25 protein-coding genes are annotated in these 26,747 nt (G+C 57.3%); 14 read left to right on the top strand and 11 right to left on the bottom strand.

Features of this window, described 5'->3' with window-relative positions:
- Window positions 1-52: 52 nt before the first annotated feature.
- The gene (locus V8J88_RS19165; protein ID WP_338845834.1) at window positions 53-3,415 is read right to left on the bottom strand and encodes a response regulator; all 3,363 of its coding nucleotides are present in this window, start codon (window positions 3,413-3,415) and stop codon (window positions 53-55) included.
- Window positions 3,416-3,428: 13 nt separating this feature from the next.
- Window positions 3,429-4,376: a response regulator gene (locus tag V8J88_RS19160; protein WP_338845833.1), complete on the bottom strand. Its 948-nt coding sequence runs from the start codon at window positions 4,374-4,376 to the stop codon at window positions 3,429-3,431.
- Between the two features lie 273 nt (window positions 4,377-4,649).
- Between V8J88_RS19160 and ssb the strand changes: the two genes are divergently transcribed.
- Window positions 4,650-5,141 carry a single-stranded DNA-binding protein gene (gene ssb, locus V8J88_RS19155; protein ID WP_338845832.1) on the top strand — a complete coding sequence of 164 codons (492 nt, stop codon included), beginning with the start codon at window positions 4,650-4,652 and terminating at the stop codon, window positions 5,139-5,141.
- A gap of 118 nt (window positions 5,142-5,259) precedes the next feature.
- On the opposite strand, the gene V8J88_RS19150 is transcribed toward ssb, so the two are convergent.
- Window positions 5,260-6,108 (bottom strand): hypothetical protein, encoded by an 849-nt coding sequence (locus tag V8J88_RS19150; protein WP_338845831.1) that lies wholly within the window; start codon window positions 6,106-6,108, stop codon window positions 5,260-5,262.
- Between the two features lie 358 nt (window positions 6,109-6,466).
- Here V8J88_RS19150 and V8J88_RS19145 point away from each other — a divergent pair, with 358 nt between their 5' ends.
- Window positions 6,467-7,534 (top strand): oxidoreductase, encoded by a 1,068-nt coding sequence (locus V8J88_RS19145; protein WP_338845830.1) that lies wholly within the window; start codon window positions 6,467-6,469, stop codon window positions 7,532-7,534.
- Between the two features lie 133 nt (window positions 7,535-7,667).
- Window positions 7,668-8,717: a GGDEF domain-containing protein gene (locus V8J88_RS19140; RefSeq protein ID WP_338845829.1), complete on the top strand. Its 1,050-nt coding sequence runs from the start codon at window positions 7,668-7,670 to the stop codon at window positions 8,715-8,717.
- Here the strand turns inward: V8J88_RS19140 and V8J88_RS19135 are convergent.
- The gene (locus V8J88_RS19135; RefSeq protein ID WP_338845828.1) at window positions 8,714-9,607 is read right to left on the bottom strand and encodes a LysR family transcriptional regulator; all 894 of its coding nucleotides are present in this window, start codon (window positions 9,605-9,607) and stop codon (window positions 8,714-8,716) included. The two genes, V8J88_RS19140 and V8J88_RS19135, sit on opposite strands and share 4 nt — an antisense overlap.
- A 112-nt stretch (window positions 9,608-9,719) precedes the next feature.
- On the opposite strand from V8J88_RS19135, the gene V8J88_RS19130 reads away from it, so the two are divergent.
- The 3 genes from V8J88_RS19130 to coq7 all read left to right on the top strand — a co-directional run bounded on the left by V8J88_RS19130 (window position 9,720) and on the right by coq7 (window position 12,491).
- A complete protein-coding gene (locus V8J88_RS19130) occupies window positions 9,720-10,736 on the top strand; it encodes an NADP-dependent oxidoreductase (RefSeq protein WP_338845827.1) in 1,017 nt (338 codons plus the stop codon).
- 92 nt (window positions 10,737-10,828) lie between these two features.
- Window positions 10,829-11,761, top strand: coding sequence for a LysR substrate-binding domain-containing protein (locus tag V8J88_RS19125; protein WP_338845826.1), 933 nt, complete (start codon window positions 10,829-10,831; stop codon window positions 11,759-11,761).
- Window positions 11,762-11,834: 73 nt separating this feature from the next.
- The gene (gene coq7, locus V8J88_RS19120; RefSeq protein WP_338845825.1) at window positions 11,835-12,491 is read left to right on the top strand and encodes a 2-polyprenyl-3-methyl-6-methoxy-1,4-benzoquinone monooxygenase; all 657 of its coding nucleotides are present in this window, start codon (window positions 11,835-11,837) and stop codon (window positions 12,489-12,491) included.
- Window positions 12,492-12,497: 6 nt separating this feature from the next.
- Here coq7 and V8J88_RS19115 read toward each other — a convergent pair whose 3' ends face one another.
- Together V8J88_RS19115 and V8J88_RS19110 are read right to left on the bottom strand one after the other, a co-directional pair.
- Window positions 12,498-12,941: an OsmC family protein gene (locus tag V8J88_RS19115; protein WP_338845824.1), complete on the bottom strand. Its 444-nt coding sequence runs from the start codon at window positions 12,939-12,941 to the stop codon at window positions 12,498-12,500.
- Window positions 12,942-13,037: 96 nt separating this feature from the next.
- Window positions 13,038-13,364, bottom strand: coding sequence for an HNH endonuclease signature motif containing protein (locus V8J88_RS19110; protein ID WP_338845822.1), 327 nt, complete (start codon window positions 13,362-13,364; stop codon window positions 13,038-13,040).
- A gap of 215 nt (window positions 13,365-13,579) precedes the next feature.
- Between V8J88_RS19110 and rplM the strand changes: the two genes are divergently transcribed.
- The 6 genes from rplM to erpA all read left to right on the top strand — a co-directional run bounded on the left by rplM (window position 13,580) and on the right by erpA (window position 17,284).
- Entirely contained in the window at window positions 13,580-14,008 is a 429-nt protein-coding gene (gene rplM, locus V8J88_RS19105) for a 50S ribosomal protein L13 (protein ID WP_338845821.1), read from the top strand.
- A 10-nt stretch (window positions 14,009-14,018) separates the two neighbouring features.
- Complete coding sequence (rpsI, locus tag V8J88_RS19100; protein ID WP_338845820.1) at window positions 14,019-14,411, top strand: 30S ribosomal protein S9; 393 nt, start codon at window positions 14,019-14,021, stop codon at window positions 14,409-14,411.
- 216 nt (window positions 14,412-14,627) lie between these two features.
- Window positions 14,628-15,677, top strand: a complete 1,050-nt coding sequence (argC, locus tag V8J88_RS19095) for an N-acetyl-gamma-glutamyl-phosphate reductase (protein ID WP_338845819.1) — start codon at window positions 14,628-14,630, stop codon at window positions 15,675-15,677.
- Between the two features lie 63 nt (window positions 15,678-15,740).
- On the top strand, window positions 15,741-16,460 hold the full coding sequence (locus tag V8J88_RS19090; RefSeq protein WP_338845818.1) for a DUF6776 family protein: 720 nt from the start codon (window positions 15,741-15,743) through the stop codon (window positions 16,458-16,460).
- A 10-nt stretch (window positions 16,461-16,470) separates the two neighbouring features.
- Window positions 16,471-16,863: a polymer-forming cytoskeletal protein gene (locus tag V8J88_RS19085; RefSeq protein ID WP_338845817.1), complete on the top strand. Its 393-nt coding sequence runs from the start codon at window positions 16,471-16,473 to the stop codon at window positions 16,861-16,863.
- Between the two features lie 73 nt (window positions 16,864-16,936).
- On the top strand, window positions 16,937-17,284 hold the full coding sequence (gene erpA / locus V8J88_RS19080) for an iron-sulfur cluster insertion protein ErpA (protein WP_338845816.1): 348 nt from the start codon (window positions 16,937-16,939) through the stop codon (window positions 17,282-17,284).
- Between the two features lie 51 nt (window positions 17,285-17,335).
- Here erpA and V8J88_RS19075 read toward each other — a convergent pair whose 3' ends face one another.
- On the bottom strand, window positions 17,336-18,334 hold the full coding sequence (locus V8J88_RS19075; RefSeq protein WP_338845815.1) for a hypothetical protein: 999 nt from the start codon (window positions 18,332-18,334) through the stop codon (window positions 17,336-17,338).
- Between the two features lie 216 nt (window positions 18,335-18,550).
- On the opposite strand from V8J88_RS19075, the gene V8J88_RS19070 reads away from it, so the two are divergent.
- On the top strand, window positions 18,551-19,192 hold the full coding sequence (locus V8J88_RS19070) for a PEP-CTERM sorting domain-containing protein (RefSeq protein ID WP_338845814.1): 642 nt from the start codon (window positions 18,551-18,553) through the stop codon (window positions 19,190-19,192).
- Between the two features lie 44 nt (window positions 19,193-19,236).
- Here V8J88_RS19070 and V8J88_RS19065 read toward each other — a convergent pair whose 3' ends face one another.
- From V8J88_RS19065 to tagH, 4 genes are all read right to left on the bottom strand, one after another.
- Window positions 19,237-19,716 carry a TssQ family T6SS-associated lipoprotein gene (locus tag V8J88_RS19065; RefSeq protein WP_338845813.1) on the bottom strand — a complete coding sequence of 160 codons (480 nt, stop codon included), beginning with the start codon at window positions 19,714-19,716 and terminating at the stop codon, window positions 19,237-19,239.
- Between the two features lie 101 nt (window positions 19,717-19,817).
- Entirely contained in the window at window positions 19,818-21,515 is a 1,698-nt protein-coding gene (locus V8J88_RS19060) for a serine/threonine-protein kinase (RefSeq protein ID WP_338845812.1), read from the bottom strand.
- 41 nt (window positions 21,516-21,556) lie between these two features.
- A complete protein-coding gene (locus tag V8J88_RS19055; protein ID WP_338845811.1) occupies window positions 21,557-22,345 on the bottom strand; it encodes a PP2C family serine/threonine-protein phosphatase in 789 nt (262 codons plus the stop codon).
- Window positions 22,346-22,348: 3 nt separating this feature from the next.
- Window positions 22,349-23,497, bottom strand: coding sequence for a type VI secretion system-associated FHA domain protein TagH (tagH, locus tag V8J88_RS19050; protein ID WP_338845810.1), 1,149 nt, complete (start codon window positions 23,495-23,497; stop codon window positions 22,349-22,351).
- A gap of 331 nt (window positions 23,498-23,828) precedes the next feature.
- Here tagH and V8J88_RS19045 point away from each other — a divergent pair, with 331 nt between their 5' ends.
- Window positions 23,829-26,633, top strand: a complete 2,805-nt coding sequence (locus V8J88_RS19045; protein WP_338845809.1) for a valine--tRNA ligase — start codon at window positions 23,829-23,831, stop codon at window positions 26,631-26,633.
- The last annotated feature ends 114 nt before the right edge of the window (window positions 26,634-26,747 follow it).

Raw genomic sequence — 26,747 nt, 5'->3', positions numbered from 1 at the left:
GCGCAGCGTCATTTTAACCTGTCGCGTTTGCGCATGCGTTTTCTGATGCGCTTCAGGAAGCCAGCAGCTGGCGCGCCAGTTCAAAATCAAATTGACGCAGCGCTGCGCCGAGCTGCGCCAGTTTGTCCGGCGCCAGCAGGGTGGCCAGCGCGCTTTCCCCGGATTCAAAGCAATACACCGCGTCAGCGCGGTCTTCCTGCAGTAATTCACGCAACTCTTGCAGCACTTGCGCAGCCGGCGGCTGCTTGCCGGCGGGGCGCGCGCTGGCTGCCGCGCGTGTGCTGAAATATTGCGCCAGTCCTTGCAAAACTTCCTGCAAAGCCTGCTCCAGTGCGGGCAGGAGCGGCTCGACCGGCTGTTCATGCTGGCACTGCATTTCCACCTGCTCGGCCAGCGATTGCACTTGCTGCGCGCCGATATTCGCCGCCACCCCGCGCAAGGTGTGCGCGCGGCGCAGCGCATCGGCGCGTCGCCCTTCCTGTAATGCTTTGCGGATTTCGCTCAAGGCATGTTCTTGCGAATGCGTGAAGCGCTCCAATAATTGCAGGTAAAAGTGGCGGTTGCCGGCCACATGCTGCAAACCCTTGTCCAGCGCAATGCCGGGCAGCCGGGCCGGCAATGTGCTTTCCGGCGCGCTGGCGGCTGGCGTCGCCGCAGGCGGCGGCGGGCTTGGTCTGGCTTCTGATGGCCCCAGCCAGCGCGACAGGGTATGGTATAAATCTTCAGGATTGACCGGTTTGGTCAGATAGTCTTGCATGCCTTGCGCCAGCGAGCGCTGACGGATGTCTTGCAGCGCATGCGCGGTCATCGCAATCACCGGCAATTGGTCAAACCGCTCTTCGCGCCGGATCGCCATGGTCGCTTCATGCCCATCCATATCCGGCATTTGCAAGTCCATCAACACCAAGTCATAGCGTTGCTGCGCGCTTTGCAGGCGTTGCAAGACTTCGCGCCCGGTCTGCGCGACTTCGACCGCAATCCCTGCCAAGCCCAGCAATTCGATCACGATTTGCTGATTGATTTCATTATCTTCCGCCAGCAATACGCGCCGTCCCGGATAATACGGTGTGGCGCTGCGCAAGGGCGCAGCGGTGCTTTGCTGCTGACCGAACAGCGGCAACACCACTTCCACCAGATGCGCCGGATTCAGCGGTTTGCATAAAAAACCGGACACGCCGCATTGCTCGGCCTGGTGGTGCACTTCTTCACGATCATAGGCCGTGACCAGCACAAACATCGGTACGTTTTGCGCGCTGCGGCGGATCTGCCGGATTAAACTCAAGCCGTCCAGATCCGGCATTTGCAAATCGCTTAACACCAGGGTGAAGGGACGCCCCTGTTGTTCTGCCGCCAGCACAGCGGCCAGCGCCGCCTGGCCATTTGCGGCCTGCTCAATTTGCACCGGCCAGCCATGCATGGCGTCGATCAAAATCGCGCGCGCCAGCGCACTGTCATCCACCACCAGCACGCGCGCATCTTGCAAACGCGCCGGATAGCAGGGCTGCGGGGCGCGCTGTTCCGCCAGCGGCAATTCAATTTCAAAACTGAAACAGGCCCCGGCCCCGGGGGCGCTTTCGACACGGATCTGGCCGCCCATCAGTTGCACCAGATGTTGGGAAATCGATAAACCCAGGCCGGTGCCGCCATATTTGCGGGTGGTGGAATCATCCGCCTGAGAAAAAGGAATGAACAGGCGCGCTTGCTGTTCCGCATTCATGCCGATGCCGCTATCGCGCACCGCAAAATGCAGGCGCACCGCAGCTTGGCTGTGCGCCAGCAATTGACAGCGCAAAGAGATTTCGCCGCGTTCAGTGAATTTGATCGCATTGTTCAGCAAATTGATTAAGATCTGTCCCAGGCGCAAAGGGTCGCCAAACAGCGCGCGCGGCACATCAGGCGGCAGATGGATCAGATATTCGAGCTGTTTCTCGACCGCTTTGCCGCGCGTCACCGCCGCCACATTCGCCACCACCTCCTCCAGCGAGAAGGCGACCCGCTCCAGATCAATCCGGCCCGCTTCGACTTTGGAAAAATCCAGAATGTCATTGATGATGCCCAGCAGCGACAGCGCGGCGCGCTGGATTTTGCTGATGTAATCTTTTTGCTTGGGATTGAGTTCAGAGCCGAGCGCCAGATGGGCCAGCCCGATGATCGCATTCATCGGGGTGCGGATCTCATGACTCATATTGGCCAGAAAATTCGATTTGGCGCGCGCCGAATCTTCCGCTTTTTGCCGTGCGAATTGTTCCGCCTGCACCTGGTGCTGAATATTGAGCGCATGCAGGCGCGTGACGTTGGCGTCATTCAGCGATTGCGCTTGCAAACGGTTGAAATCGACATAGGCGGTGAACGCTTCTTCCCAGCGTTTGAGCGCGGCGTAAGACTGGGCCAATTCAAAGCGCGCCTGAATCTGAATGAAAATATCCTGGCAGGCGTTGAAATAGGGTTCGTAGGCTTGCATGCGCTCAATCGCCTGGGCGAACTGGCCTTCACGCCGCAGTAAAGCGCCGTGCGCCCACCCCAGCGCCAGCATGCAGTCATGGTAGCCGGCCAGTTCGCCGGCCTGGCGCGCATCCCACAGATGGCTTTCGCAGCGCTGCACATATTGATGCGCCAGCACCCATTCGCCCTGTTCGGCGAACAGCCAGATCGCCTGTGCATACAAGACCAGCAGGATATGGTTGAAGCTGTCCTGTTTTTGCGTCGCCAGCCAGGATTGCACAATCCAGGTCGCCTCGTCCAGATGGCCCATGGCGATGGAGGCCATCACGATATTGCAAGTGATCAAGGGCAATTTATGGTGCAGCTGATATTGCTTGCTCAAATCCAGCGCCATCTGCAAGACGCGCGCGCCTTCTTCATAATTGCCATAGGTGACGTGGTTGGAGCCAAGATGGGCCAGCACATGGATTTTGCGCGAGATATCGCCCATCTCTTCCGATAAGCCAAGCGCGGCGTACAGATACTTCATTTGCGCCAGGGTGTCGTTGCCAAGATGGCAGTTGGCTGTCATGGAATAGGCTTGAAAGCGCAGCGCATCATCATTCAGCGCTTCGGCCTGCGGCACGATTTCCTCATTGCACAGCTGCACCCCCTGTTCCGCCATGCCGCAACGCCACATGATGGCGATCATGGCCAGTTTGGCGGTCAGCGCCGCGCGTAAATCGCCGGCTTGCTGGCAGGATTGGGCCAGGGTTTGCAGCAAGGTCAGGCGCTCGCGGCCCGGTTTTTCAATCGACTCCAGCATGGCGCAAAAAGCCTGCGCCTCGCGCAAACCATGCGCATTGCCCTGGTTGGCGCAATGCGCCAGCAGCTCGCGCGCCAGCCCATACGCGTGTTTGCGGTCACGGTACAACATTTCCCAGGCTTGGCGCAGCGGGTCCTGGCTGTGTTCCTGCGGTTCAGTAACGCCCATCGCCGCTTCTCCTCTATCCGCCGGGCTGCAGCAACTGGGGCAACTCTGCTTGCAAGGCATGCAGCGCATGCGTCAATTCCGGATCAAATTGCGCGCCGCTGGCGCGCGTCAAAACGGCCAGCGCCTGCTCAAGCTCAAGCGCGGGTTTGAGATCGCGTTCGGAAGTGAGTTGCGCCAGCGCATGGGCGGTTTGCCAGATCCTGAGCGGCAGCGCAAGCCCCTGGGCAGGCGCGTCGCCATGCGCAAAATGGCTGTGCCGCATGGCGTGCATCCTGCTGCTCAATTGCAGCAAACGTTCCACGCTGCCGCTCAGATTGGCGGCCCCGCCGGCCGGTTGCGGCCAGTGCATGCCTTCGCATTCCAGCAGGGCGATGGCGTCATGCAGCAGGGCAAATTGTTCTGCATCCAAGCCGGGTTTGCGCATCGCCAGCAATTGCCGGTTGAGTGCGGCGGCGATGCGTTGCACCGTCTGCGCATGTGGCGGAACCTGGCGCATGCCGCCTTCCAGCAGCGCACGCGCGGCGGGGCCGAGAATGTCGAGCAGGGCAAGATGTTGTTGGCGGCATTGCCGGCGCAGGTGCGACAATTGCAAATGGGTCGCCACGCGCGCTTGCAGCACGTCAGGGTTGATGGGTTTGGTGATGTAATCCGCTGCGCCGGCCATAAAACCGCGCCGCTGGTCTTCTTCCTGATTGCGCGAAGTTAGAAAAATCACCGGGACTTGCGCCAATTCAGGATCGGCTTGCAGCTCTGCGCAAACGGCATAGCCATCCATTTCCGGCATCAGCACGTCAAGCAAGATCAAATCAGGATGCGGCAGCGCGCGCGCCATCTGCAGCGCGCGCGGGCCGCTGTCCGCCTGTATGACCTGGCAGCGGTCTTGCAGCAGCATGCTGATGAGCATCAGATTATCAGCCGCATCGTCAACTATCAGCACCGTGGGTTTGCTCGTTACTTGCATTGCCAGCCCTAATCAATTCGGCGCATCCGCAAGCACGGGCGCGCTTTGTGGTTCCAGCGTGTTTCCGGCGGCAGGCGTCTGGGCGCACTGCATAGCCCATCTTAATCCAAAACTGGCGTAACTGGCCAGCGCGCCCGGCAAAAAATCCACTGCTGCCGCAGCGCTGGTCCAGGCTATAATGCCGGCTGCGGCGTAGGCCGCACCCTGCATCCACTGACACTTATTCCGGGCGGCAACACAGGCTAGCGGCCGCCCAGCCTGAAAGGAGTTACCATGGCCTCAGTCAATAAAGTCATTCTCATCGGCAATCTCGGGCGTGACCCGGAAGTGCGTTACATGCCCAGCGGCGACGCGGTTGCAACCTTGGCAATCGCCACCACCGACACCTGGAAAGACAAGAACAGCGGTGAAAAGAAAGAACAAACCGAATGGCATCGCGTCAGCTTCTTTGGCCGGACTGCCGAAGTATGCGGCCAATATCTGAAAAAAGGCTCGTCGGTGTATGTGGAAGGCAGCTTGCGCACCCGCAAATACACTGACAAAGACGGAATTGAAAAATATTCCACCGAGATTCGCGGCGATATGATGCAAATGCTGGGTGGCCGCAGCCAGGGTGGCGGCGACAGCGCGATGATGGACGATGGTTATGGCGCACCGCCGCAGCGTGGCGGCATGCAATCCCAGGCCCCCGCCCCGGCAGCCCGTCCGGCGCCGCAACGCCCGGCCCCGAACTTCTCGGATATGGATGACGATATTCCGTTCTGATGCGGCCTTGGCGCTGAGCGCGCTGCAGATCAAGGAAAAGCCCTGTTTTTACAGGGCTTTTGTATGCTTCACATGCGCTGCCTGATTTTTGCTATGCCGGGTCAGCTTGCCCGGTTTTTCACAAATGCTTGACAACTTCCGCAAAAAGATCGTCCAGCACTTTCCGGCGCAGGCGTGTCCATTCTTCCGGCGAAACCATATCAACCTTTATTCCTGATGTGTCCAAGGTAAGAGTATTTCCTTTGCCGCCAAGTAAACCCTGCCCATCAGCGTCTCCGGTTTTCTCAAACTTTCGTCCTTGCTCTAAAGCGCGTTGCATGCTTTGTACACCCAGTGTGCACAGCCACTCAATAGGCGCGCGCTCACCGACCGTTTCTTCTATTGCTATTGCCTCAATAATTGAGGCGGCCCGCTGATCTGCAGGCATTTTTTCGATGGCTTCCCGAATGCGCTTATAACCGCTCTGTGATTCATATCCATCAATGATGACTTGGGGGCTGGATTTGTCCTTACATCTTGAGCCATCGACAGTAGTTGCCAGGCGTCCGTGAAAATAAAATACCACCGCTTCACGCATAAAGTCTCCCTGCCCATCCTTCATCAGCCCTAAGAGATGTGAATAGACATACGAGTACCTGCCATCAGATTTATCCGTCAGGATCTTCCATCGCAGCCATGAAGCATTGAGGTGCAGCTCTTTGCGGTTGCTTGGATCGCCAACCTTGCCCAGCACGGCTGTTTCAGTTTTTGATTTGAGCAGATCATCAAGCTGGCTCCAATTGAGATCCTGCGGTAAGTACACCAATTGTTTTTTCTGATTAGCAATTTGCGCAGCTGCGCTCTTCCAGGATGGAATTGTTTTCTGAGTCAATATTTGGCGGGCCTGTTCAGCCGTTGTTGCGGCAAGCGGCGCAGCAACAGGAAGAAGCAGGATGGCTGTGGTGATTATTCTGACAAATGCAAGCATATAAAGTGGGTGACTTTTAATGGGATTGTGATAATTCGCACACCAGTTTGCGTGCGCATAAACCAGCGAAGCACGGGTTTGACAGGATGATAATACGCATGACTTGGATTGTGAAGTCAAACAAAAAAGGAAACTAGGGTTGGCATCGACTTGCCGCCAGAAAGCATGTCAAGGCCATGTTTTCGATCCTTTGGCAGAGTAGAATCCAGTGCCGGGTCTGGTAAGGTTGACGGTGATTTTCCATCCGCAATACCAAGGGATGGCAGCTTTGCAGATGTGCGGCGGGAGGTAAATGCAGGGCCAAATTTTCCAGACAAAACAAAAATATTCGTATTGCGCTGTTTTTAATGAGGAGCATATGCACACCTTGACCGCCCCCATCCGGGTCGGCCTGATCGGTTATGGTCTGGCCGGCGCCACCTTCCATGCCCCGCTGTTGCAAGCGCTGCCGGTGTACCGGCTGACGGCGGTGGCCAGTTCCCAAGCCGAATTGCTGGCCAGCCGCTTGCCGCAGGCGCGTGTGGTGACGGCGCCCGAAGCTCTGTTTGATGATGCGCAGATTGATTTGATCGTGATCGCGGCCCCGAATCAACAGCATTTCCCGCTGGCGCAAGCCGCTTTGCGCGCCGGCAAGCATGTGGTGGTGGATAAACCATTCACCCTCAGCAGCACTGAGGCGCGCAGCCTGATTGGATTGGCGCAACAACGTGGTTTGCAATTATCGGTATTTCACAATCGGCGCTGGGACGGCGATTTTCTGGCGCTCAAAGATTTGCTGGCGCAACAAAGCTTGGGTGAGTTGAATACTTTTGTCAGCCGGATTGACCGCTTCCGGCCTCAGGTGCGTGCGCGCTGGCGCGAGCAGGATGCGGCGGGCGGCGGCTTGCTGTTTGATCTGGCCCCGCATTTGCTGGATCAGGCGCTGCAATTATTTGGCCAACCGCATGCCTTGTATGCGGATCTGGCGCAGCAGCGGAGCGGCGCGCAAGGCGTGGATTATTTTCAATTGCATCTCTACTACCGGCAATATCCGGCATTGCGCGTGCAACTGGGCGCATCTTGCCTGACTGCGGCGGCGGGGCCGCGCTTTTTGCTGCACGGCATGCGCGGCAGCTGGTGTAAATATGGCATGGATGGTCAAGAGGATGCGCTGCGCGCGGGTTTGCAACCGTTAAGCGCGGGCTGGCATGTGGCGCAGGAGCGCGCCACGCTTTACGACGAGAGCGGCGTCGCGCATGAAATCGCACTCAAGCCGGGCAATTGGTGCGAGTTTTATGCCGCGCTGGCGCCGGCCTTGCTGACTGGCGGCGCGCCGCCGGTCAGCGCAGAGGACGCGCTGCAAGGCATTTTGTTGCTGGAAGCGGCGCAACGCAGCGCGGCCAGCGGCCAGCGTCTGATTGTGGACGGGGAGGAGGGGTGCAGCTGAATTAACGCGCTTGTTTGTTATTAGCGCAAGGTAATTGCGCGGAAAAAATGCTTGGCGCACACTGTACCAAGTTATAATGACCGCAAACGCGTCACGCCAGGGACGCGGCGCCGCTCAACTTGGATAAGCGATAATGGATCCCCTGCTCAAACACATGGTGGATTTGACCACCCACCGCGATCATTCGATGCTGGATTTATCGGTGATCTCGGCGGTACAGGAATTGGCTTGCGCCTTGCGTACGCGCTTGCTGTCGATTTATCTGTTACGCGACCAGATCTATGTCATGCCCAAGGCCAGCATTTCCCAGCTGCAGCCGGCGCAAATCGAAGAACATCTTGATCCTTCGCAAGACGGCGAACCGATCACCAATTACCCGGCGTTGGCGCATTGCATTCAGCACAATCTGGCGAATGCCGAGCATATGGCGGAAGACGGCTTGCGCACACTGTGGCTGCCGATCTGGATCAAAGACAAGGCGAATGTCTGCCTTGAAATCACCAACCCCACGCCTTACACCAGTCAAACCACGCAAATCATCAGCGGGGTGGTCAGTGTGTACCGCAATTTCCAGAATCTGCTCGATTACAGCGAGCGTGACGCCCTGACCGGCTTGCTCAATCGTAAAACGTTTGATGACCAGCTGGCCAAAATGATCGCCTCCACCGGCGAGCAGGAAAATGGCAGCGCGCCGGATGGCGAAGAGCGGCGCCAGCGGCACAAAGAGGAAAAGCATTGGCTGGCAGTGGTGGATGTGGATCATTTCAAGCGCGTGAATGACCAGTTCGGTCATTTGTATGGCGATGAAGTGCTGATTCTGGTGGCCAATCTCTTGCAATCCTCCTTCCGCTCAAATGACCGCGTATTCCGTTTCGGCGGTGAGGAATTTGTCGTGCTGCTGCGCTCCACCACCTATGACAATGCGCGCAAAATCATTGAGCGTTTCCGCCAGAATGTGGAGTCGCACGCCTTCCCGCAAATCGGCCAGATCACAGTCAGCGTCGGTTTTGTCGCCGTCAGTCCCTACGAATCGCCAGTGGTGATTTTGGGGCACGCCGATCAAGCCTTGTATTACGCCAAAACGCATGGCCGGAATCTGGTCTGCCATTATGACGAACTGGTGCGCGAAGGCGAGTTGGCGACCAGCGCCAGCAACGACACCGCCGAATTTTTCTTCGACTAAGCAGGCGCCGCAAAGCGTTGCGCCAGCATCTCGACAAAGGCGGCGGTTTTCAGCGCCAGCTTATCGCGCGCCGGATACACCGCATACACCGGACTGCCGGCCAGCGAAGGGTAATCCGGCAAGACCGGCAGCAAGGCGCCGCGCGCCAATTCTTCCTGCACCAGCAAGCCGCCGATGGATAAAATGCCGCAGCCGAGTGTGGCGGCGGCAATCAGCGCGCTGCCATCATTGACTTGCAACACACCCTGCACCTTGATCGCGTGCGGCCCATCCGGCCCGCCCAGCCGCCATTCGTCCCAGACCCGCGCGCCCTGGCGGTACAAGAGGCAGGCGTGCTGCGTCAAGTCCTGTGGGTGTTGCGGTGTCCCGTGTTGCGCCAGATAGGCCGGCGCCGCCACCAGAACGTTCCGGTTGTCCGTCAATTTACGCGCCACCAGAGTGGAATCAGGTAAATGGGCGGCGCGGATCGCGACATCGATTTGTTCGCCGATCAAATCCACCATGCGGTCTTCCAACTGCAATTCGAGGCTGACTGCCGGATAGCGGCGCAGGAATTCCGCCGCCACCGGCAACAGACGCGCGCGCCCGGCCAGCGAACAGGAAACCCGCAACACGCCGCAGACCTGTTCTTGCTGCGCGCCAGCCAATTGCACAATATTGTCGAGCGCGCGCGTGATGTGTTGCGCCTCATGCAGCACGCTGCGGCCAATTTCGGTCAAGGCCAGCTTGCGCGTGGAGCGTTGCAACAGGCGCACCCCCAATTCCTGTTCCAGCATCGCCAATTGGCGTGACAGCACCGACTTGCTGCAACCGAGTTGCGCAGCGGCCGCGCTGATGCTGCCGGCCTGCACCACGCGCGCCAGCGTGGCTAAGTGTTGTGGATTGCGCATTGCTTTAATTGTGCGAAAAATGTCAACGCATCTATCGTATATCGATGACTTCTCTGCTGACAATCCCTTCTTTATACTTTCTTCCATCGATCACCTGCAAGGAGCAAACAAGATGCAAACCGCCACCCGTCAAAATCGCCAAATCCGCTTAGCCGCCCGCCCGCAAGGCATGACTGACGCCAGCACCTGGAATCTGACGCAAGAGACGGCGCCTGTCGCCGGCCCCGGCCAGGTCTTGGTGCAAGTGCTGTATCTTTCACTCGATCCGGCCATGCGCGGCTGGATCAATGAGGGGGAATCGTATATGCCGCCGGTGGCGGTGGGCGAGGTGATGCGGGCCTTGGCGGTGGGGCGCGTGCTGCAATCGCAGCATGCGGATTTTGCCGAGGGCGATTATGTCAGCGGCTTGCTGGGGGCGCAGGAATATGCACTCTCGGATGGCAAGGGTTTGTTTAAAGTCGATCCGCGTTTGGCCCCGCTGCCGCGCTATCTGGGCGCGTTCGGTATGCCCGGCCTGACCGCCTATTTCGGACTTAACGTTGTGGGTGAGTTGAAAGACGGTGAAACCGTGCTGGTGTCTGGCGCGGCTGGTGCTGTCGGCGCGATTGTCGGCCAACTGGCCAAGGCGCGCGGCTGCCGCGTGATCGGGATTGCCGGCGGCGCTGATAAATGCGCTTATCTGACGCAAGAACTCGGCTTTGATGCGGCAATTGATTACAAGAGCCAGCATGTGGCGCAGGAATTGGCGCGCCTGTGCCCGCAAGGCGTGGATGTGTTTTTCGATAATGTCGGCGGCGATATTCTGGATGCCGCGCTGACCCGGCTGGCGGTAGGCGCGCGTATCGTGATTTGCGGCGCCATCAGCCAATACAATAATCAGCAGCCAGTGCGCGGCCCGGCCAATTATCTGTCCCTCTTGGTGAAGCGCGCCACGATGAAGGGCATGGTGGTGGGCGACTACTACCCGCGCGCAATGGAGGGTTTGCAAGCGCTGGCCGGTCTGGCGCAACAAGGCAAGTTGAAAGCGCGCGAACACATCGTGCAAGGCTTGGAGCAATTTCCGCAAGCTTTCAATATGCTGTTCACCGGCGAAAATCAGGGCAAACTGGTTTTGCAGCTGAGCGAGTAAGCGCAAAGCTGGCCGCGCAGTGGATTGCCGCCGCAGCATGCGGCAATCCGGCTACACTTCTGTTTGCGCTTGAGCAAAGAGGAGGGAAGTTCATGGAATTGCGCCAACTGCGCTACTTTGTCGCCAGTGTCGATCACGGCTCGCTGTCGCGCGCCGCATTGGTCTTGCATATCGCCCAGCCGGCCTTGACCCAGCAATTGCGCCAGCTGGAAGAGGAATTGGGCGCCCAATTGCTGCACCGCTCGGCCCAGGGCGTGAGCGCAACTGACGCCGGCAAAGTGTTTTATGAACATGCGCAAGCGATTTTGAAACAGGTCGGCGATGCGCGCCAGGCTGTTACACAATCCACCACCCGCCCTTCCGGCGCTGTCGCATTAGGGCTGCCGCACAGTATTTCCGGCGCGCTTGCTTTACCGCTTTTGCTGGCAGTGCAGCAAACTTATCCAGAAATCGTGTTGCAACTGACTGAAGAATTGTCCGGCAATTTGAGCGAGCAATTGAAATCAGGCCGCATCAACCTGGCCGTGCTGTTCGATGATGGTCAATTGACGCAGTTTTCCACCACCCCGCTGGTGGAAGAGGAGATGCATTTCCTGTGGCGCGCCAACTCGCGCTTTGGCAAGCGGCGGCGCAATATCAGCCTGGCGCAAGCCGTCACCATTCCCCTGATTCTGCCGGACTTGCAGCACGGCGTGCGGCCCAGAATTGAAAACACCGCGCGCAGCATGGGCTTGAAACTGGAGCATGTGATTGAAATCAATTCGGTGACGATTTTAAAGTCCGCCATCATGGCTGATATGGGCGCCACCATTTTGCCGGTGGCCCCGCTGCAAGATGAAATCGAGCGCGAAAAAATTATTTCCTGCCCCATCGTCAAGCCGGCGCTGACGCGCACGGTGGCCCTGTGCGCCTCTAAAACCATTCCCTTGACCACAGCGGCGGCGGCAGTGGCGCGGCTGGTGGTCGATGTCAGCCGCGATCTGTGCGATAGCGGGCGCTGGGGCGGCGCCCGCATGCTGAGTTGAGTCCGGCGCGCATGGGCGGCGCACGGCGACGGGGTATAATCGCTTATCCCCCTTGCTTTGTTGAAGGTGCGTCATGGCAGACTTCCCCTTTTCCTTACCGCGTCCGCCCATCTTGGATGAGGTGGTGCGCGATCTCGACCGCGCCCTGCGCACCGTGTCCGGCGTGGCGCAAGCGCAAAGAGCGAATCCCGCCAATGCATGCAATGAAAGTGCGCTCGATGCGCAGCAAAAAAAACATGCTGCCGGCTTGATGCGCATCAATCATGTTGGCGAAGTGTGCGCCCAGGCTTTGTATAACGCCCAAGCCCGTTTTGCAGAAAATCCGCAGTTGCGCGCCGAGTTGGCGCAAGCCGGGCGTGAAGAAGAAGACCATTTAGCCTGGACTGCCGAGCGTTTGCAGGAATTGGGATATGGCGTGAGCATTCTCAACCCCTTGTGGTATGCCGCTTCCTATGCCTTGGGGGCGGCGGCGGCCAAGCTGGGCGACGCCGCCAGCCTGGGTTTTGTGGTGGAAACTGAGCGCCAGGTGGAAGCGCATCTGGCCAGCCATTTGCAGATGTTGCCGGCAGAAGACGCCAAATCGCGTGCAATTGTCGAGCAGATGCGGGTGGATGAAATGCAGCACGGCGCCCATGCGCAGGCCATGGGGGCGGCGGCAGTGCCCTTTCCGGTGCAGAAAATCATGCAGGCGATGGCGAAGGTGATGACCACCTCCGCCTATCATATCTGAACCCGCTCAAGCTCCCGGCGCATCTGCCAGATCGTCGATGATCTCAAAGGAATGCGTGATTTTCGCACTCTTTTCCAGCATGATCGAAGCAGAACAGTATTTTTCGTGGGACAGGTTGATGGCCCGTTCCACCGCTGTTTGCGGCAGATTGCGGCCGCGTACGGTGAAATGAAAATGGATGGCGGTAAACACTTTCGGATCCTGTTCCGCGCGCTCCGCCTTTAAGCTCACATCGCAGCCGCGCACATCATGCCGCCCGCGTTTCAAAATCAGCACCACATCGTAGGCTGTGCAGCCGCCGGCGCCGGACAGCAGCAACTCCATCGGGCGCGCCGCCAGATTACGGCCGCCGCCATCGGGCGCGCCATCCATTGTCAACATATGACCGGAGCCGGTTTCAGCGATAAAACTCATGCCGGATTGGCCCATCCAGCGCACTGTGCATTCCATGTGATTTCCTTTCTGCCGGCAAACGCATTGCGGCGCAATCAAGTTTTTTGGATCGTTCGAGGGTCTGCCATTGTAGCTGCTGACGCGCAATTCATCTCAGCGCCATTGCTTGCTGCGCTTGGAGCGGTCATAAAAACCGGGCGGCTTGCGTTTGATCCAGTTCACAAATTTTTGAATCTCCGGGTGCGCCAGCAAGGCCTCCACCGTGCAATAGTGCTGCGCCAGTTCGCTTTCGCTGAATAGCGCGTGAATCTGGCGGTGGCAGATGCGGTGCATGAATTGCGTTTCCCGCCCGCCCTTCATTTTTGGAATCAGATGATGCGCATCTTTTTGTTCCGGCGGAATGATGCGTCCGCATAAAGGGCAGACATCATCCGCCGGCGGGCGGTACCAGGTCTGGGCGTCAGTTTTTTTGCGTGGCATGTGTCGATCCATGTTTTGCAGGCAAACGGCAGCAAATACCGCAGAAACCTGCGTGAAATCCGGACATCTGGCGATAAGTAACGCCTTGACGCTGATGCGTGCATCGGCTAGAATCTTGCGTTTCCGTCTGCCCAGGAAAAAGGATGAGTCCGGCATTTCAACGTCGGAACCGCCAGTAAATTGGGCATGTATTTTCCAAAAACAAGGAAGTCATCATGAAAACTTTTTCCGCGAAGCCGCTTGAGGTTTCCCGCGAATGGTATGTGATTGACGCGACCGACAAAGTCCTCGGGCGTGTTGCCAGCGAAGTGGCACGCCGGTTGCGTGGCAAGCACAAGCCGGAATTCACTCCTCACGTTGATACCGGCGATTTCATCGTCGTCATCAATGCAGCCAAGCTGCGCGTGACCGGCACCAAAGAACAGAACAAGATGTACTACCGTCACTCCGGTTATCCGGGCGGTATCTACGAAACCAACTTCCTGAAGATGCAACAGCGTTTCCCGGGCCGCGCCCTGGAAAAAGCGGTCAAGGGCATGCTGCCTAAAGGCCCGCTGGGCTATGCGATGTTCAAGAAGCTGAAAGTGTATGCAGATGCGACCCATCCGCATACCGCGCAGCAACCCAAAGTTTTGGACATCTGAGGAAATCGCCATGATCGGTAATTACTACTATGGTACCGGCCGCCGTAAGAGCGCCGTCGCCCGCGTCTTCATCAAGGCCGGCAGCGGCCAAATCATCGTCAACGGCCGTCCGGCAAGCGAATACTTTTCGCGTGAAACCGGCCTGATGGTGATCCGTCAACCGTTGGAACTGACCAATAATGTCGAGCGCTTCGACATCAAGGTGAATGTGCACGGCGGCGGCGAATCCGGCCAGGCAGGCGCAGTGCGCCACGGCATCACCCGCGCCCTGATCGACTATGACGCAGCGCTCAAGGCTGCTCTGTCGAACGCCGGCTTCGTGACCCGTGACGCACGTGAAGTTGAACGTAAGAAAGTTGGTCTGCGCAAAGCACGTCGCGCAAAGCAATTCTCCAAGCGTTAATCGCTGCGATCCGCATGCAAAACCGCCGGCTTTGTCCGGCGGTTTTGTTTTTTGTGGACACATTTTTTGCCGCGCCTTGCTGTGCCGTATGCTGCCTGAATTCAGGTGCAAGCGCATGCCCCGGGCGGCAAACTGGTAAAATGCAGCCACAAGCTTATTGTTGTTTTAACACTAATTTTGCCAAAAGAGTACTCTCGCGGCGTTGAAGGAATGAACATGATCAAAGTGGGCATCGTTGGCGGCACTGGCTACACCGGGGTCGAATTGCTGCGCTTGCTGTCAGCGCATCCGCAAGTGCAATTGCAAGCGATCACGTCGCGTAAAGAAGATGGAATGAAGGTGTCCGAGATGTTCCCTTCGCTGCGCGGGCGCGTGGATTTGGCGTTTTCAGCGCCGGAAAAAGCGGATCTGGCTGCTTGTGATGTGGTGTTTTTCGCCACCCCGCACGGTGTCGCAATGGCGCAGGCCCCGGAATTGCTGGCTGCTGGCGTGAAAGTGATCGATCTGGGCGCTGATTTTCGCTTGAAAGATCGCGCCGTATTTGAAAAATGGTATGGAATTCCACACACTTGCCCGGAGTTGCTGGCGGAAGCTGCATATGGCCTGCCGGAATTGAACCGTGAAAAAATCCGCAATGCGCGCTTGATCGCCAATCCGGGCTGCTATCCGACCACCATCCAGCTCGGTTTGTATCCCTTGCTGAAAGCTGGCGTGGTGCACGCCAAGCGCTTGATTGCAGACTGCAAATCCGGCGTCTCGGGCGCCGGGCGCAAAGCGGAAGTCGGGATGTTGTTGGCAGAAGCCGGCGACAACTTCAAAGCATATGGCGTGTCAGGGCATCGCCATACTCCGGAAACGCTGGAGCAACTTTCTTACATCAGCGCGGAAAAGCCCGGTTTATTGTTTACGCCGCATCTGGTTCCGATGATTCGCGGCATGCACTCCACCCTGTATGCGCAATTGAAAACTGAAATCAGCAATCAAGCATTGCAGGAATTGTTCGAGCAAGCCTACCAGGCTGAGCCGTTTGTTGATGTGTTGCCGTTTGGCAGCCACCCGGAAACCCGCAGCACGCGCGCCTCGAATATGTTGCGCATCGCCTTGCACCGTCCGCAGCAGGATGGCTGGGCCGGCGATACCGTGACCGTGCTGGTGGTGCAAGACAATCTGGTCAAGGGCGCTTCCGGTCAGGCGGTGCAGTGCATGAACTTGATGTTCGGCTTGCAGGAAAGCGCCGGTTTGTTGCATGTGCCGGTATTGCCCTGAGGCGTAAGCGCCGGCGCCGTGGGCGCCGGTGGAATTCAGCTGCGCTAGGCGCGGGAGGTTCTTGTGGTATTGAAACGTAAACCCTGGTGGAAGCGGCAGGATTTGGCCTCTTCCAAAGTCTCGATCCAACAGGAGCGCACCTGGCCTGAGCGGCTGTTTGCGCCTGCGCTGGCCTTATGTGTCGCCGGCGCCTTGCTGTGGTGGGCGGCGCCACGCTTGGGCGGCGGCGCATCCGGTTCGCAATTGCGTGATTATCGCGAGCAAATCGAGAAGTTGAGCGCAGAAAAAGACAGATTGCAAAGCGCAGCCAATGCCGCTGAATCCAAAGTCAACATTGAGCGCGCCGCCCAGCAGCAGCTGGCCCGTCAAGCCAAGACCCTGGAAGATGAAAATGCGCGCTTAAAAGAGGACTTAGCGTTTTTTGAAAGCTTGTTGCCGGCAGATACCGGTGCGCGCGGGATTGCTATCCGACGTGTGAAAATCGATTTGCTGGCCCCGACCCAATTGCGTTACCGCCTGCTGGTGATGCAGGGCGGCAAGGGAGATTTGCAGTTTGACGGCCAATTGCAGTTGCTGCTGACTGGTCAGCAGGGGGGCAAAAGTGTTATCATCCAATTCCCCGATGCCAAGGCGAACGATGCTGACAAATACAAGCTCAGCTTCAAACACTACCAGCGCCTGGAAGGCATTCTGACCCTGCCGGATGGCTTGACGGTCAAGTCGGTACAGGCGCGTGTGCTCGAAAAAGGCCAGATGCGCACTCAGCAATCAGCAACACTCTAAGGATGGCGCAATGTTCGGACGATCCCCCAAAAACACCATAGACAGCCTGATCGGCGCAAGCACGCGGATTGAGGGCAATATCCATTTCAGCGGCGGTTTGCGCATAGATGGTCAGATCAAAGGCAATGTGATCGGTGAAGAGGGCGCCCCGAGTATGCTGGTGATTTCCGAGCAGGCTAAAATCGAAGGCGAAGTGCGCGCCGCGCATTTGGTGGTGAATGGTGAGGTGGTGGGGCCGCTGTTTTCCTCCGAAATGCTGGAATTGCAGCCAAAAGCCCGCATCAACGGTGATGTATCGTATAAAACGCTGGAAATGCATGGCGGGGCTGTGGTTTCCGGCAAGCTTGCGCATGAAACCGAACCGGTTTTGAAGCTGGCGGTGTCTGCCGGTGGTAAGTCTTAAGCCCGGCTTCAGCAGGAAAACCTGCGGCTGGTTATAATCTGTCGCATTGATTGATATGTGCAAGGAGAGCAATATGAATGCCGTCGCTGAATTGGATCCCATCGTTTTTACCGACAGCGCTGCGGCCAAGGTCGCACAGCTGATTGAGGAAGAAGGCAACCCGGAATTGAAGCTGCGCGTCTTTGTGCAAGGCGGCGGTTGCTCCGGTTTTCAATATGGTTTCACCTTTGATGAAGTGGTGAATGAAGATGACACCACTATGGTCAAAAATGGCGTGCAGTTATTGATTGATGCAATGAGCTATCAATATTTGCTCGGCGCGGAAATCGACTACAAAGATGATCTGGAAGGCGCGCAATTTGTGATCCGCAATCCAAACGCGACCTCCACTTGCGGCTGCGGCTCATCCTTCTCGGTATAAGCTGACGCAAGACATAAAAAAACCCGCTGAGAGCGGGTTTTTTTATCTCGCTTAAATCAATTCGCGCAGTTTTAATTCCTTCTTGATATAGGCGTACAGCACTGGCCCGGCGACCACGCCGGCAATCCCGAAGCAGCTTTCCATTACCAAAATCACAATCAGCAATTCCCAGCTTTTGGCGTCAATATGCGAGCCGATGATGCGCGCATTCAGGAAATACTCCAGTTTGTGGATGATCACCATGAAAGCCAGCAGAGCGATGGCGACATTCAGCGAAACCGACAGGCCGACAATCACAAACACAGTATTGGAAATCAAATTGCCCACCACCGGCAGCAAGCCGGCGACAAAGGTAATCGCAATCAGGGTTTTGGCCAGAGGCAGATGCACCCCGGCGAGCGGCAGCACCAGCAGCACAAAGACTGCCGTAATCGCAGTATTGATGGCGGAAATCCAGACTTGCGCAAACACGATGCTGCGGAAAGATTCGACCAGCAGGGTGCAGCGCGTATGCAGGGCTGCGGCCAGCGCCTGCATTTGATGCGGCTTGCGCACATCGCCCAGCGCGATAATTGCGCCGATGATCATGCCCAGCAAAATATGCAAGGCGCTGCGGCCTGCTTCTGCGCCCCAGGTCTTGGCTTCCGCTGCATGTTCACGCATCCATTGGGCGATTTGCTGGCTCATCTCATCCGCATCCAGCGGTAATTTATCGATCAGCCATTGCGGGAATTGATGGCGGGAAGCGGCGATCATATCGGCCAGTTTTTGCAGCAAGGCGTGCAAATTACCGGCATCGCTGCGGAAAAAAGACACTGCCCCCCAAATCCCCAGCGTCAAGCCGCCAATCACGACAAAGCCAAGCACCGAAGCCGCCAGCAGTTTTGCCTTCTCATTGCTGATTTTGCCGGCAATTTTGGGGGTGATCAGGTGGATCAGGGAATACACCAGCAAGCCTGAAAACAGCGCGCCCACCAATCCTTTGAATAGCGCAAGCGTGAGGGCTGCGCCCATCAGCGCCAGGGCTGCGGAATCAATATGTTTTTGCATGCAAACTCCCCCTATGAACGACGGCTTGGCGCTGGCGTGATACACATTTTTGCATTATCTAAAAAGCAATTCTCTTCTACAATCCACATCAGTGCGCTATACTGCTGTGGATTCATATTCACAGCTGCTTCGCTTGTATGATAAGCGTGAATATCAGCATATTACAAGAGACGCGCCCGGATTCTGGAAACTCATATTGCAAACAAAGGAATGAAGATGAAACAATTTGCTGCACTCGTTCTCGCTGCTGCCGTGTCGCTGCCTGCCGCTGCAGGCACGGTAAGTTGGACCAATTGGAATGGTTATAACGGTTCTTTGACGCAAAATGGCGAAAGCATTGGCGTCAGCTATACCGGGAATGCATTTGCTTCCGATCATTCTGCCTGGATCTATGATGTTCCCTCTTCCTTTACGAATGCTGAAGTCAGCAACACGCCGGGCAGCAATGGCACACTGTTGATGACTGGCGGCAATAATCAAATCAATACGATCCGTTTCTCCAAGCCGGTGGTCAATCCCTATATCGCCTTGATCAGCGTGGGGCAGGGCGGGGTGCCGGTCAGCTTTCAATTCCAGAATGTCAGCAGCCTGGACGTGATCGTGCAAGGCCCTGGTCACTGGGGCGGCGGCTCCTTGAGCGCATCCGGTACGACCGTGACCGGGCGTGAAGGCAATGGCGTGGTGCGCTTGAACGGCGTCTACAGTGAAATCAGTTTCCTCACCCCGAACTATGAATACTATTACGGCGCCACAGTTGGCGCTGCCGTGACCGCCGTGCCGGAAGCTGAAACCTGGGCTATGCTGGGCCTGGGTCTGGGCGCACTGGGCTTTTTCGCCCGCCGCCGCAAAGCAGCCTGATTTTCTTTTGCGTCAAAAAAGGCCGCATTTGCGGCCTTTTTCTATTATTTTGCAGCTTTCTTCGCTTGCACAAAGACCGGGCCCCAGAGTGGGTGGCCTTTTTCCGCCGCGCTTAATTCATATCCCGGTTCCAATTTCAGCAGCCGGTCGAATTGCTGGCGGCACAGTTGCCGCCGATTGGTCACGCAATAACTGAACGCCATGTATTTGGCCGCTTCGGCCTGGATGGACTTATCCCGGCTGTTCCAGATTTCCGGCGCGCTTAAACGCTTGACCGCCTCATTGAAGTTGCCATTGTTGTATAAGGCAAGCCCCTCTTTGTAGGCAATCGTTTCCGGGCCGACGCTGGGTTGTGGTTGTGGCGTCGGGGCAGGCTCCGGTGTTGGCGTCGGTTTGGGCGGGGCCGGTTTGACCACGGGTTTGGCCGGCGCTGGCGGCGGGGTTTCGCAGCCGCTCAGCAGTACGCTGCTTGTTGCTATTGCAACAGCCCAGCACAGGGCTTTGTATGCGCGGTATGTTTTCATCTTGATCCGGAGAATGACAGAGAGATTGGATCAATACTACCCACTTTTGCCTTGCACGCCAAATTTTGCGTCAACACAGATTGCTGTGTCAGCGCTGTTTTTCACTTAAATTCGTGTTCGATCACCAAGCCTTTTTTCTTGCTGACCACGATTTCCGTGGAGTAATCCGGGAAGCCGCCATTTTTAATCGTGACCTTGTGCTTGCCTTCTTCCAGGCTCAAGGCTTTTTTCGGCGGGCTGGCGCCGCGATACGTGCCGTCCACATACACATCCCCCCATGGTTTGATGGAGAGACGCACATTGACTTTGGCCGGGGCGGGTTCGCCGGTCTTGCTTAATTCAGCCAGGCGGCTCTTGGCGGCCTCGGCGAATTTGCCGTCAGGATATTTTTGCAGGAAGGCGTTTAACTTATCGGGACTGGTTTCCGTTTTCAGGCTTTCCCATTCTTCCGTCTCGCCGGCCGGGTTGCTTTGCGGCGGGCTGCCAGACGTGGCGCTGGCGTTTGCAGCCTGGCTTGCGGCTGGCGTTGCCGCTGGCGTTGGCGTGACGCCCGGGCTTGGCGTCGGCGTGCTGACTTGCGCCAGCGGCGCACTGGCCGGCTGCGGGGGATTATTCACCACCGGCGCCGGCTCGCTCTGCCGTTTGGAAAAATACAGGCCGGCGCCAAGCATCAAAGCCAAGCCCAGCGCGAAAATGATCAGGCCGGGGCGGCTGCGCCCGCGCTTGATATTTTCGCCTTCCTCTTCCTCTGCCTTGGGTTTGACCTTGCCTTGTGTGCGTGGGCCATGATTGCGCTGGCGTGTTTCGCCATTTTGGCTGGCGCCGGGGTTGGCCGCGCTGCTGCGTGAAGAGCGCGAAGAGCGCGCTGAAATGAAAGCCGGGATGCCCAGCAGGCGGCGGAATTCATCCATCGATTGTGGCCGGTCTTCCGGTTGAATCGCCAGGCCGATATCGACTGCTTGCAGAAATTTTTCCGAAAAACCGGCGTGCTGTCCCTGTTGCAGAGGAATCAGCGAATCCTTGACCACGCGTGCGACCGAAGTCGGGGGCGGGGTTTTGTTGATGGCGAAATACATCACCGCCGCCAAGGCGTAGATGTCGGTCCACGGCCCCTGGCGCAGGGTGGCGTCGTCGGCATATTGCTCGACCGGCGCATAACCCGGCTTCAAGATCACAGTCAGCCCCTGAGTCATGTCACCGATGATTTGACGCGCGGAACCGAAATCCAGCAGCACCGCATCGCCATTCTTTTGCACGATGATATTGTCCGGCGACACATCGCGATGCAGAATTTTGGCTTTGTAGAGGGTGTCGAGCGCTTCCAGGATTTGCTTAAAAATAAATTTAAGCCAAGCCTCCGTCACCATTTCCGGGCGCGTATTGACGATTTCTTTTAAGGTTTTGCCATCGTAATACCGCATCGCCATGTATGCGGTGCGGTTTTGTTCCCAGAAACGATAGACTTTCACCAAAGACGGGTGATCAAACTGGGCCAACAGGCGTGCTTCATTGATGAAGCTCTTCAAACCGGCTTCAAAGGTGGCTTTGTGGCGCTCAGCGCGCACGGCGACGCCGCCGTCGGCGACGCGGCTGGCCAGCGTGCCTGGCATATATTCCTTGATCGCAACAGTGCGTTGCAAGGAATGGTCAAAGGCCAGATACACAATGCCAAAACCGCCTTCGCCCAGGATGCCGGTGATTTCAAAATCAGCCAGGCGGGTTCCTATGGGCAGGCAATTTTCAGTTCCGCTATCTCTTGGAACTTGCACCGTGCTTGCGAATATTTCTTCTGTTTTCAAGGTCTGCTCGACAAGTTTGCTTATTCAGCGGGCATGTTTCGTCATCTTACCGCGATTGGCTCGCGCAACCAAATTGCAAAGGCCGAAAAATTATCCCTCCCTTTGCCTGAAGCGCTGACGTTGCGCTCGGCAATCCGGTTCATCATTGCCAGCCATTCATTGCAATTTTGTGCTTGCGCCAGAGTGTTTTCCATGTCCGCTTCCAGCACCCACTCCCAAAAACCGTCGGTGCACAGCAGAAATGCGTCACCGTCCAAAACGTTGACCGGTTCTTGCGTGATATCCGGAAATGTGTCGCCTTCAGCGCCAATCGCAGCGAATAATACGCTGCGTTGCGGGTGTTGCCGGATATTCGCATAGTCGCCATAGCCGGCGTCAACAAAGCGTTGCGCCAGACTGTGATCTTTACTGATGCAAAATACTTTGCCAGCGCGGAACATATAAATACGGGTGTCGCCCAGGTGTCCCCACAGCGCGCTGCGGTTGCGTTGGTCAATCAGGAGCGAGGCCATGGTTGCGCTCATGCTTTGCTGCTTGGGGTGGGTGCGTTTGCCTATCGCCACCTTGATCACAGCCCATTCGATATATGAGCGCAATGCGCGTGGCGAAAATGAGCCTTCCTGCATGAATTTTTCAGCAATCGCATGGATCACCAGACGCGAGGCGATTTCGCCGCCCTCATGTCCGCCGGCCCCGTCAGCCATCACAAAACATACCAATTCATCCTGCTTGCAACAGGTCAGCGCATCCTGATTGCTGGCGCGTGCGCCGACCGCGCTGATTTGCGCCGAGTCGATTTGCAGCAGGTCGGTCTCGAATTGGTCGGCCATGCTTTATGCGGGATCGTGCGGGTGACGCACACGCTCCACTTCCTTTTCGTAGGCGGCGAGGAATTCCTTGCCGATCAGATTTTGGATATCGCCTTTGGCCTCATGAGAAATGCCATTGAATTGCTCCATATAGCAATCCCACATTTCCGCTTTGCGGCGCGCCGGGTTCAGCGAGTCCATCAAGGAAGGTTGTTTGAGTTTTTTCTCAAACACTGTCGGGTGCAGCCGTTTGAGCATGCCTTCCATAGCGGCCTTCATGCCGGCGATTACGCCCAGTTGATGCGAGTACAGATCATGGAAGGAATCTTCCATCGCTTCATGCGGCTCCATAAAGCCGGGCATCTTTTTGCGCAGCATTTGGGTCAGCACGGTTTGACTGTCGGGGAAAAATTTCAGCGGGTTGTTTTTACGCAACACAACCATCGTCACTTCCGCATTCACTTCGCGCTTGACCAGGGCGCGCTGGGCGATTAATTGCATGGCGCCATTGATTGAGGCGGCCACCAGTTTGCCCAGCATTTCCATCAGTTCCGCATTCAGCGGCGTGGATAAGGCCAGATTCGGCACGCCGGCTCCGTTGAGGAAGGCGTGCAGCAATTCATTCAAATGCGCGGCTTCAGCGGCAGCCGCAGCGGCGGCGCTAATCTGCTCAGGCGATTGCGCCTCAGCTGCCGGCGCTGGCGCGGCAGCGGCTGCAAGCGGGGCGGCCGCCGCAGCAGCGGGGGCTGTTGCGGTGGGGGCCGGCTGACGCATGGCCGGCGGAATGGTTTGCGTGCCCGCCATGGCCTGGGTCTGGCTGTGCGCCACAGGCTGGGTCGGATTTTGCACGGGCTGACCGGTATAAGCTTCGGCGCGCAGACGGTACAGACCGATCTGAATTTCGTCGCCAGCGTGAATGTCGTATTCGCGCTCGGGTTCGAGTTCCTTGCCGTTGATTAAAATCGGATTGGCTTGTGACAGGTTGACGATATGGTGGCGCATGCCATTGCTCCATACCGCAGCCTGGGAGCGTGAAACATAGTGTTTGGGGTCAGGCAGAACCAGGAAGTTGCCCTCGCTGCGTCCTATCGTGGCTCGCTCCGGGCCGAAAATCGCGGAGATGGGCGAAGCAGGCGCTTCATTGTTATACGAGACGACAGCAATCTTGATCATCAGATGCTCCAAAAAGCAAAAGGCATGGCACAGAGGAATAGCATGACCGGGTTGATGAGTTTGCCTGGGCATGCATTCAATGCAATCTTAACACTTGATACAGTGCATGTGACAGGCAGGCAGCTTATCTGATTCTATACGAGCATGCGCGCTTGTACAGATATTTGCGCTTGGCGCTACGTACTTCCCGCAGCAGAAAAAGGGCATTTTTGTGCAAAAAAGCCACAATCAAAGCGCTTATGATGCACCGCCGCAGGCGCGGCCCGATACTTTATAATGGCTGCTTACCAACAACAAACCAGGCCCGCCCGCCGGTGGCGGCCAGACAATTATGGAATTAGCCAAGTCTTTTGAACCTGCCGCCATCGAAGCGCAATGGCGCAGCACCTGGGAAGAGCGCGGATATTTCGCCGCCTCCATGGACAGCTCCCAGCCTTCCTTCAGTATTCAGTTGCCGCCGCCGAATGTCACCGGCACTTTGCATATGGGGCATGCGTTCAATCAGACCGTGATGGATGCGTTGAGCCGCTACTACCGCATGCGCGGGCACAACACCTGCTGGCTGCCGGGCACGGATCACGCCGGGATTGCGACTCAGATCGTGGTGGAGCGCCAATTGGGCGCACAGCAAATCTCGCGTCACGATCTGGGGCGCGCAGCCTTCATCGATAAAGTCTGGGAGTGGAAGGAAAAATCCGGCTCCACCATCACCGGCCAGATGCGGCGCATGGGCGCTTCGGCGGATTGGGCGCGTGAATATTTCACCATGGATGAAGCGCGCAGCAAGATTGTGATTGAAGCCTTTGTGCGCCTGTATCAGGACGGTTTGATCTATCGCGGCAAGCGCCTGGTTAACTGGGACCCGGTGCTGGGCACGGCAGTCTCGGATCTGGAAGTCGAATCGAAAGAAGAAAACGGTTCGATGTGGCATATCCGTTATCCGCTGGCCGAGGGCGGCGGACATATTGTGGTGGCCACCACCCGTCCCGAAACCATGTTGGGCGACGTTGCTGTGGCGGTCAATCCGGAAGATGAGCGCTACAAGCATCTGGTCGGCAAAATGCTCGAATTGCCGCTAACCGGTCGTCAAATCCCCATCATCGCCGACGAATATGTGGATCAGAGCTTTGGCTCCGGCTGCGTCAAAATCACCCCGGCGCATGACAATAATGACTGGGAAGTGGGGCGGCGGCACAAACTCGAACCGCTGTGCATTTTCACGCTGGAAGCCAAGATCAATGATCAAGCCCCGGAAAAATACCGTGGCTTAGACCGTTTTGTCGCACGCAAGCAAATCGTGGCTGATCTGACTGCGCTGGAGTTGATGGAAGACATCAAGCCGCACAAGCTGATGGTGCCGCGCTGCGAGCGCACCGATGCGGTGATTGAGCCGATGCTGACGGATCAATGGTTTGTGGCGATGAGCAAACCGGCCCCGGCGCACGCGCATTTCCCGGGCCGCTCGCTGGCTGAAGCGGCGCTTGATATGGTGGACAGCGGCAAGGTTCGCTTCCTGCCGGATAATTGGACCACCACCTATAACCAATGGCTGAACAATATCCAGGATTGGTGTATTTCGCGCCAGCTCTGGTGGGGGCATCAAATTCCCGCCTGGTATGACGATGATGGCAAGGTGTACGTCGCGCGCTCTGAAGAAGAAGCGCAACAAATGGCCGGCGGCAAGACCTTGCGCCGCGATGGGGACGTGTTCGATACCTGGTTCTCGTCCGCCATGGTGCCGTTCTCCACGCTGGGCTGGCCGGAAAAAACCGCTGAACTCGACGCCTTCCTGCCGTCCTCGGTTTTGGTGACAGGGTTTGACATCATTTTCTTCTGGGTTGCGCGCATGGTCATGATGACCGCGTATTTCACCGGCAAGCCAGCTTTCCGCGATGTGTATATCCATGGCCTGGTGCGCGCTGGCGACGGTCAGAAAATGTCGAAATCGAAGGGCAATACGCTTGACCCGATTGATTTGATTGACGGGATTGATCTGGAAAGCCTGGTCGCCAAGCGCACCACCGGCTTGATGAATCCGAAAGCCGCGCAGTCGATTGAAAAAGCCACCCGCAAAGAATATCCGGACGGCATTCCGGCGTTTGGCGCGGATGCGGTGCGTTTCACCATGGCCAGTTATGCGAATCTGGGCCGGAATATCAATTTCGACCTGGGGCGTTGTGAAGGCTATCGCAATTTCTGCAATAAGCTGTGGAATGCGACCCGTTACGTGCTGATGAATACAGAAGGGCAGGATTGCGGCGTCAGCGCGGAAGATGATGCGCGTATCCAGGATGCTGAGCATTTCCAGGCTTCGGCGGCTGACCGCTGGATTATCTCCCTGCTGCAGCAAACCGAAGCGGAAGTTGAAAAAGGCTTTGCCGAATACCGTCTCGATAATGTGGCGAATGCGATTTATCAATTCACCTGGGATGAATACTGCGACTGGTATCTGGAAATGGCCAAGGTGCAGTTGCAACAAGGCAATCCGGCGCAGCAACGGCACACCCGGCGCACGCTGTTGCGGGTGTTGGAAGTGATTTTGCGCCTGGCGCATCCGATTATTCCTTTTGTAACGGAAGAATTGTGGCAAACCGTGGCCCCGCTGGCGGGCAAGAGCGGCGCGACCATCATGCTGCAAGCCTATCCTTTGCCGCAAGCCGACAAAATCGACCCGGCGGCGCTCGCCTGGATGCAGGAAATGAAAGCGATGGTGGACGCTTGCCGCAATCTGCGCGGCGAAATGCAAATTTCTCCGGCCCAGCGCGTGCCGCTGGTGCTGGAAGCTCAGGCGGCGGATGTGGCCGATAAAACCCCATATCTGGCCGGCTTGGCCAAACTGGCTGAGGTGCAGGTGGTGGACAAGCTGCCGGAATCGCCGGCCCCGGTTGCGATTGTCGGCAGTGCGCGCCTGATGCTGGTGGTGGAAATCGATGTCGCCGCTGAACGTGAGCGTTTGAGCAAGGAAGCCGCGCGGGTGGAAGGTGAAATCGCCAAAGCGCAAGGCAAGCTCGACAATGAAAGCTTTGTCGCGCGCGCGCCGGCGGCGGTGGTGGCGCAAGAGCGTGAACGGGTGGCGAATTTCTCCACCCTGCTGGAAAAATTGCGCGAACAGCTGGCCAAACTCCCGCCGGCCTGATATCCGCATGCAGTGCGGTGCGGCCAGGCCGCACCGAATCAGGGGACGGGCAGGTCTGCCGTTCCATCAGCAAACAGCGCCGGCCTGACACATGCCGGCGCGCCAAGAAGGAAG

Origin of the sequence: Massilia sp. W12 (assembly GCF_037300705.1) — a bacterium.
GTDB lineage: Bacteria > Pseudomonadota > Gammaproteobacteria > Burkholderiales > Burkholderiaceae_D > JACPVY01.
The sequence above is the reverse complement of the archived record's forward strand: the minus strand, read 5'-3'. Positions and strand labels throughout refer to the sequence as shown.

What these genes read in the sequence shown, in the direction of transcription:
- V8J88_RS19125 (WP_338845826.1), top strand. Translation starts at nt 10,829, where the DNA reads ATGGAATTGCGCCAACTGCGCTACTTTGTCGCCAGTGTCGATCACGGC.
- V8J88_RS19160 (WP_338845833.1), bottom strand. Translation starts at nt 4,376, where the DNA reads ATGCAAGTAACGAGCAAACCCACGGTGCTGATAGTTGACGATGCGGCT.
- ssb (WP_338845832.1), top strand. Translation starts at nt 4,650, where the DNA reads ATGGCCTCAGTCAATAAAGTCATTCTCATCGGCAATCTCGGGCGTGAC.
- V8J88_RS19135 (WP_338845828.1), bottom strand. Translation starts at nt 9,607, where the DNA reads ATGCGCAATCCACAACACTTAGCCACGCTGGCGCGCGTGGTGCAGGCC.
- V8J88_RS19140 (WP_338845829.1), top strand. Translation starts at nt 7,668, where the DNA reads ATGGATCCCCTGCTCAAACACATGGTGGATTTGACCACCCACCGCGAT.
- rpsI (WP_338845820.1), top strand. Translation starts at nt 14,019, where the DNA reads ATGATCGGTAATTACTACTATGGTACCGGCCGCCGTAAGAGCGCCGTC.
- V8J88_RS19085 (WP_338845817.1), top strand. Translation starts at nt 16,471, where the DNA reads ATGTTCGGACGATCCCCCAAAAACACCATAGACAGCCTGATCGGCGCA.
- V8J88_RS19130 (WP_338845827.1), top strand. Translation starts at nt 9,720, where the DNA reads ATGCAAACCGCCACCCGTCAAAATCGCCAAATCCGCTTAGCCGCCCGC.
- V8J88_RS19150 (WP_338845831.1), bottom strand. Translation starts at nt 6,108, where the DNA reads ATGCTTGCATTTGTCAGAATAATCACCACAGCCATCCTGCTTCTTCCT.
- V8J88_RS19110 (WP_338845822.1), bottom strand. Translation starts at nt 13,364, where the DNA reads ATGCCACGCAAAAAAACTGACGCCCAGACCTGGTACCGCCCGCCGGCG.
- coq7 (WP_338845825.1), top strand. Translation starts at nt 11,835, where the DNA reads ATGGCAGACTTCCCCTTTTCCTTACCGCGTCCGCCCATCTTGGATGAG.
- V8J88_RS19115 (WP_338845824.1), bottom strand. Translation starts at nt 12,941, where the DNA reads ATGGAATGCACAGTGCGCTGGATGGGCCAATCCGGCATGAGTTTTATC.
- V8J88_RS19045 (WP_338845809.1), top strand. Translation starts at nt 23,829, where the DNA reads ATGGAATTAGCCAAGTCTTTTGAACCTGCCGCCATCGAAGCGCAATGG.
- rplM (WP_338845821.1), top strand. Translation starts at nt 13,580, where the DNA reads ATGAAAACTTTTTCCGCGAAGCCGCTTGAGGTTTCCCGCGAATGGTAT.
- tagH (WP_338845810.1), bottom strand. Translation starts at nt 23,497, where the DNA reads ATGATCAAGATTGCTGTCGTCTCGTATAACAATGAAGCGCCTGCTTCG.
- erpA (WP_338845816.1), top strand. Translation starts at nt 16,937, where the DNA reads ATGAATGCCGTCGCTGAATTGGATCCCATCGTTTTTACCGACAGCGCT.
- V8J88_RS19145 (WP_338845830.1), top strand. Translation starts at nt 6,467, where the DNA reads ATGCACACCTTGACCGCCCCCATCCGGGTCGGCCTGATCGGTTATGGT.
- V8J88_RS19070 (WP_338845814.1), top strand. Translation starts at nt 18,551, where the DNA reads ATGAAACAATTTGCTGCACTCGTTCTCGCTGCTGCCGTGTCGCTGCCT.
- V8J88_RS19055 (WP_338845811.1), bottom strand. Translation starts at nt 22,345, where the DNA reads ATGGCCGACCAATTCGAGACCGACCTGCTGCAAATCGACTCGGCGCAA.
- V8J88_RS19065 (WP_338845813.1), bottom strand. Translation starts at nt 19,716, where the DNA reads ATGAAAACATACCGCGCATACAAAGCCCTGTGCTGGGCTGTTGCAATA.
- V8J88_RS19165 (WP_338845834.1), bottom strand. Translation starts at nt 3,415, where the DNA reads ATGGGCGTTACTGAACCGCAGGAACACAGCCAGGACCCGCTGCGCCAA.
- V8J88_RS19075 (WP_338845815.1), bottom strand. Translation starts at nt 18,334, where the DNA reads ATGCAAAAACATATTGATTCCGCAGCCCTGGCGCTGATGGGCGCAGCC.
- argC (WP_338845819.1), top strand. Translation starts at nt 14,628, where the DNA reads ATGATCAAAGTGGGCATCGTTGGCGGCACTGGCTACACCGGGGTCGAA.